The organism is Saccharopolyspora oryzae, from assembly GCF_027853915.1.
GTDB classification, from domain to species: Bacteria; Actinomycetota; Actinomycetes; order Mycobacteriales; family Pseudonocardiaceae; genus Saccharopolyspora; species Saccharopolyspora oryzae.
Genome location: NZ_JAQGLA010000166.1, coordinates 1 through 5,408, shown reverse-complemented (window position 1 = coordinate 5,408; position 5,408 = coordinate 1). Strand labels below are relative to the sequence as shown.

Below are 5,408 nucleotides of genomic sequence, written 5' to 3'. Positions count from 1 at the left end.
GCGAGCGGGCCCCACTTCGAGGAAGTCAGCTGGAGAGCTTCAGCCTCATGCGGGCGAGATGCCCCGGGCCTGCATCCAGGGCAGCGGGTTGATCTTCTTGCCGCTGGCGTTCCACACCTCGAAGTGCAGGTGCGGGCCGGTGGAGAAACCGCGGTTGCCCATGGTGGCGATTTGGTCGCCTGCCTTGACCTTCTGGCCCTCGCTCGCCGTGATGGTGTTGACGTGGCCGTAGACGGTGATCGTCCCGTCCTCGTGCTGCACCCGCACCCAGAGGCCGAAGCCGCTCGCCGGACCCGCCTCGATGACCGTGCCGTCCGCGACGGAATAGATCGGGGTGCCCTTGGAGTTGGCGATGTCGATGCCGTAGTGCGTGGTGCCCCAGCGTCCACCGAAACCGGAGGTGAAGGTGCCGGCCGCGGGAACCACGAACTTGGGGGCCCGGGCGGCTTCCTCGGCGGCGAGGCGGGCCGCCTCGCGCTCCTGGGTGATCCGCTCGCTCTTGTTGAGCTTCTCGACCTCGTCGCTGGTGTCAGTGACGTTGGCGATCGGGAGCACGGCCGGAGCGGGAGCGCTGCCGCCAACACCGGTGTGCGGGGTGTCCTCCGCCATCGCCGTGTTGAAGGAGGCCGAGGCGTCCGAGGCGTTGAAGTCGTCGTGCCCGTCCGGGGAGGCGTGCCCTTCGCCTGCGGCGAGAGATTGCCCGGCAGCTGCGAAAGCGCCGGCGGCAACGGCGGCGACGACCACGCGGCCACGCCAGACGGATGCGGTTGATGGGCCCCGGTTGCGGCCCGGATTACTGGAGGGGTCGTCGGGGGACGCCTCCGGGTGATCCGTGACCTGCGCTTCGCCGCCGGGGGAGCGGTGCTGAGCCAATGCCTGCCCTTCCGTCTCGGGGAGTCTGATCACGCATCCCGGGTCGGGGTTTCCGGGTGCCGGTCGGGGAACCGGCCAAAGGTTGTCCTTCGTGATCAGACCGTGACAACGGACCGGGGGACAGTAACCAAGCTGATCCCCTAGGGGCAAATCCCCGTACGTGACGCGTCGGGCACCGTCCGTGTTCGAAACGGCTGGGCCAGACGTGGTTGTCGGGGCTTTCCGGATACTGGTAGCGACCGTCGCGCAACGGAGCTGCCAGCGAGTTCTCGATCAGCGGCCGGTTGCACGATCGGGGCACGACTTGTTCCTGGGTGGCTCGATTCAGTCACCCTGTCGTGATGATTCGTGACATAAGTCACACCGCAAGAGCGGCTTGATGGGCACCGCCAATGCTCCGTTCGGGCGGTCTCCTCCGGGATGCCCCGGAGGAGATGAGTCGGTGCCGGTGCCCGGCCCCGGGGTTGCTAGCGTCGGCGCGGTGACTGCGCGGCCTGACCTCCCGTCCGGCGGTTCTTCGGCTTCGGCCGCGAATCCGCAGCTCGTGACCTCTCAACTGCGCGCCGCGATAGCGGTGTCCGTCGTCGGCGCAGTGCTCGTCGGCCTAGGCCCCCTGGTCGGCCTCGTCGCGCCCAGCGCATCCGCCGCCTTCCTGGCGTGGCCGCTGCTGCTGGTCCTCGCGCTGCTCCCCGCCGGAATCGCCGCTACCTCCGTCCGCTTCGGACGACCGGCCATCGCGGCAGCGGTGCTGGTCGGGCCGGCGGTTCTGGCGCCGGGGCGGCTGGTCCTCGACGCGCAGTTCGTCGCAGACCCGGGCCTGGCTGCCCGTCCTGAGCTGCTCAAGCTGCACACCCTCCAGCTCTTCTCCCCGTCGATCGGCGTCTGGTTGTTGCTGGCCGGGCACTTCGCGGCGATCGTGGCCGGGGTTCTGGCCGTGCGCGGTGTCGGGCCCAGCGACGAGCGGCCCGGGGCCAACCGCCAAGGCCTGCTCGCACTGGTCCTGTGCGTCAGCGTGCTCGCGGCGGTCGGCGTCCTGATGGCGCCGTTCGCCTCCGACGACCCCTACCTGCTGCCGAAGCCCGCGCTCGACGCGCCGCTGATCGTGCTGGTCGGCAGCGTGCTGCTCGCCGTCGGCGTGCCCAGCGCGGCCGGTTACCTGGCCGGATCCGTCGACCAGGACTTCGCGCGCGGCGGGCTGCTCGGCCTGGCCGCAGCGCTGGCAGGCGTGGTCGTCCCGCCGCTGATCGCCGCCGCGATGCTGGTGGAGATCAGCTACTCGTGGGGTCCCGTGCTCGGGCTGATCGCTGTGTTCGCCCTGGTGGCGCTGGCCCTGCCCGCCGGGCGCACCCGAACCGGCGAAGTGGACGAAGACCTGCACCTGCCCGCGCTGAACAGGCTGCTCGACTCGTCGGCGGTGCTGGCGCTGATCGCCGGTGCGCTGACCGCGCTGGCCGCGATCGCACCGCAGGTGGAGATGCCCTACGGCCTGCGCGACCCGTCGTCGTACCCGGCGCGGATGCTGTGGCCTGCGGGAATCGTGCTGATCCTGGTCGGCGTCGGCCTGCTGCTGCCGCGCCTCGCGCTTCGGGTGCGCCCACTGCTGCCCGTGGTCTGGGTGCTGGTCCCGCTGGCGGCGACGGGTGTGCTGGATGCGGTGTTCACCGCGGTGCAGGCCGCTGCTGCGGAGACCCGGATCGGCGCGTGGGCAGCGGGCGTGGCGGTGCTGTTCGCCGCTGCGGCCGCGATCGTCGCAGCCGTTGCGGGCGCGGTGGAGCGCGACGAAGTGGACCTGACCGAGATCGCGATGCGCCGACCGGTGCTGATCCCCGCCCTGATCTCGCTGGTGCTGGGCGCTGCCGCATTCGCCCTGCCCGTGGTGACCGCGCCCGACTACACGGCGCCCGGCGTGTTCACCGAGTTCGGCACGGCCTCGTGGGGACTGCTGATCGCACTCGCCGCAGTTGTGGCCGCAGCGGTCCTCGCGCCGATGTGCCGTCCGTCGCAAGCCGCCGCACTGCTCTGCGGGGCTGCAGTGGTCGTCGGTGTCCGAGTGCTCGAGTACCCGCTGACCGCGGAGCGCCTGCCGGACTCGGCGCCGGGCACCGGTCTGTGGTTCGGAATCGCCGCGGTGCTGGCGCTGCTCGCCTCCGCAGCGGCGGCCGGCCGGACCAAGGCGGCCTGACGCGTCACCCGAACCGACGTCTTGCCCAACTCGAATGCTTGATCGAGAATCTGAGCCGCACCGGTCCCGGTCGAGCTGTTCCGTTCGTCACCACGAACGTCCACACCCGACCCGTCGAACAGGCGAATCACCGCCTGGAACGGGTCGACCAGGCGTGATGGCGCGCCTCGGGTGAGGCAGTTCACCGGACTCGACGCCCCATGCTTCGTCGCAGGTCGATATCGTCACCCAGTCCGACACCGACGTCGCAGGAGAGTCGAGTGGACCTGTACGAGTACCAGGCGAAGGAGCTCTTCGCCTCCCACGGAGTGCCGACGCTGCCCGGCGCCGTGGTGACTGAACCCCAAGGGGCCAAGGCAGCCGCTGCAGAACTGGGCGGGCCCGTCGTAATCAAGGCTCAGGTGAAGACCGGGGGTCGCGGCAAGGCCGGTGGCGTGAAGCTGGCCGAGACGCCGGACGAGGCCGAGACCAAGGCCGAGGGCATCCTCGGGCTGGACATCAAGGGCCACGTCACCCGCAAGGTGCTGGTCACCACCGCCTCCGACATCGCCGACGAGTACTACTTCTCGTTCCTCCTCGACCGCGCCAACCGCAACTTCCTCGCGATGGCCTCCGTCGAGGGCGGCATGGAGATCGAAGAGGTCGCCGCCACCAAGCCCGAGGCGCTGGCGAAGATCGCCATCGACCCGATCCAGGGCGTGGACAAGGCGAAGGCGGAGGAGATCGTCGCCGCCGCCAAGTTCCCGGCCGAGGTCGCCGACCAGGTCGCGGACGTCATCGTTCAGCTGTGGGACACCTTCGTCGCCGAGGACGCCACCCTCGTCGAGGTCAACCCGCTGGTCAAGGACCCGCAGGGCAAGATCATCGCGCTGGACGGCAAGGTGACCCTGGACGAGAACGCCGCGTTCCGCCAGGAGAAGCAGGCCGAGCTGGTCGACAAGGACGCCGAGAACCCGCTCGAGGCCAAGGCCAAGGCCAAGGGCCTCAACTACGTCAAGCTGGACGGCGAGGTCGGCATCATCGGCAACGGCGCCGGCCTGGTCATGTCCACGCTGGACGTCGTCGCCTACGCCGGGGAGAACCACAACGGCGTCAAGCCGGCGAACTTCCTGGACATCGGCGGCGGCGCGTCCGCCGAGGTCATGGCGGCCGGTCTGGACGTCATCCTCGGCGACCCGGCCGTGAAGTCGGTGTTCGTCAACGTCTTCGGCGGCATCACCGCCTGTGACGCGGTCGCCAACGGCATCGTGCAGGCGCTGCAGATTCTGGGCGACGAGGCCACCAAGCCGCTGGTCGTCCGCCTCGACGGCAACAACGTCGAAGAGGGCCGCCGCATCCTGGCCGAGGCCAACCACCCGGTCGTCACCGTGGTGGACACCATGGACGGTGCGGCCGACAAGGCCGCCGAGCTGGCTGCGGGGGCATGAGACGTGGCTATCTTCCTCAACGAGAACAGCAAGGTCATCGTTCAGGGCATCACCGGCTCTGAGGGGACCAAGCACACCGCTCGGATGCTGCGCTCCGGCACCAACATCGTCGGCGGCGTCAACGCCCGCAAGGCCGGGCAGACCGTCGAGATCGAGGGCAAGCAGCTCACCGTCTTCGGCTCCGTCAAGGAAGCCATGGAGGAGACCGGCGCTGACGTGTCTGTCGTCTTCGTGCCGCCGAAGTTCGCCAAGGACGCGGTGATCGAGGCTATCGACGCCGAGATCGGCCTGGCCGTGGTCATCACCGAGGGCATCCCGGTGCACGACTCGGCCTACTTCTGGGCGCACGCGAACGCCACCGGCAACAAGACCCGGATCATCGGGCCGAACTGCCCCGGCATCATCTCGCCCGGCAAGTCCAACGCCGGCATCATCCCGGCCGACATCACCGGCGCCGGCAAGATCGGCCTGGTGTCCAAGTCGGGCACGCTGACCTACCAGATGATGCACGAGCTGCGGGACATCGGTTTCTCCAGCTGCGTCGGCATCGGTGGTGACCCGATCATCGGCACCACCCACATCGACGCGCTCCAGGCGTTCCAGGACGACCCGGAGACCGAGGCCATCGTCATGATCGGTGAGATCGGTGGCGACGCCGAGGAGCGGGCGGCCGACTACATCAAGGCCAACATCACCAAGCCGGTGGTGGGCTACGTGGCCGGCTTCACCGCGCCCGAGGGCAAGACCATGGGTCACGCGGGCGCCATCGTCTCCGGTTCGTCCGGCACCGCCGCGGCGAAGAAGGAGGCCCTGGAGGCCGCTGGCGTCAAGGTCGGCAAGACGCCGAGCGAGACCGCCAAGCTGATGCGCGAGATCATCAAGGGCTGAGCCCGATCTCGAACACCTTCGTCGGGGGCGGACACCTG

The 5,408-nt window shown here is 69.5% G+C and carries 4 protein-coding genes; 3 read left to right on the top strand and 1 reads right to left on the bottom strand.

Going from position 1 to position 5,408, the window contains the following annotated elements; genetic code table 11:
• Window positions 1-45: 45 nt before the first annotated feature.
• Complete coding sequence (locus tag OU415_RS37850; RefSeq protein ID WP_270954614.1) at window positions 46-744, bottom strand: M23 family metallopeptidase; 699 nt, start codon at window positions 742-744, stop codon at window positions 46-48.
• A 610-nt stretch (window positions 745-1,354) separates the two neighbouring features.
• On the opposite strand from OU415_RS37850, the gene OU415_RS37845 reads away from it, so the two are divergent.
• The 3 genes from OU415_RS37845 (at window position 1,355) to sucD (ending at window position 5,370) form a co-directional block, all read left to right on the top strand.
• Window positions 1,355-3,055 (top strand): hypothetical protein, encoded by a 1,701-nt coding sequence (locus OU415_RS37845; protein WP_270954613.1) that lies wholly within the window; start codon window positions 1,355-1,357, stop codon window positions 3,053-3,055.
• Window positions 3,056-3,315: 260 nt separating this feature from the next.
• A complete protein-coding gene (gene sucC / locus OU415_RS37840) occupies window positions 3,316-4,482 on the top strand; it encodes an ADP-forming succinate--CoA ligase subunit beta (RefSeq protein WP_270954611.1) in 1,167 nt (388 codons plus the stop codon).
• A 3-nt stretch (window positions 4,483-4,485) separates the two neighbouring features.
• On the top strand, window positions 4,486-5,370 hold the full coding sequence (sucD, locus tag OU415_RS37835; protein ID WP_270954610.1) for a succinate--CoA ligase subunit alpha: 885 nt from the start codon (window positions 4,486-4,488) through the stop codon (window positions 5,368-5,370).
• The last annotated feature ends 38 nt before the right edge of the window (window positions 5,371-5,408 follow it).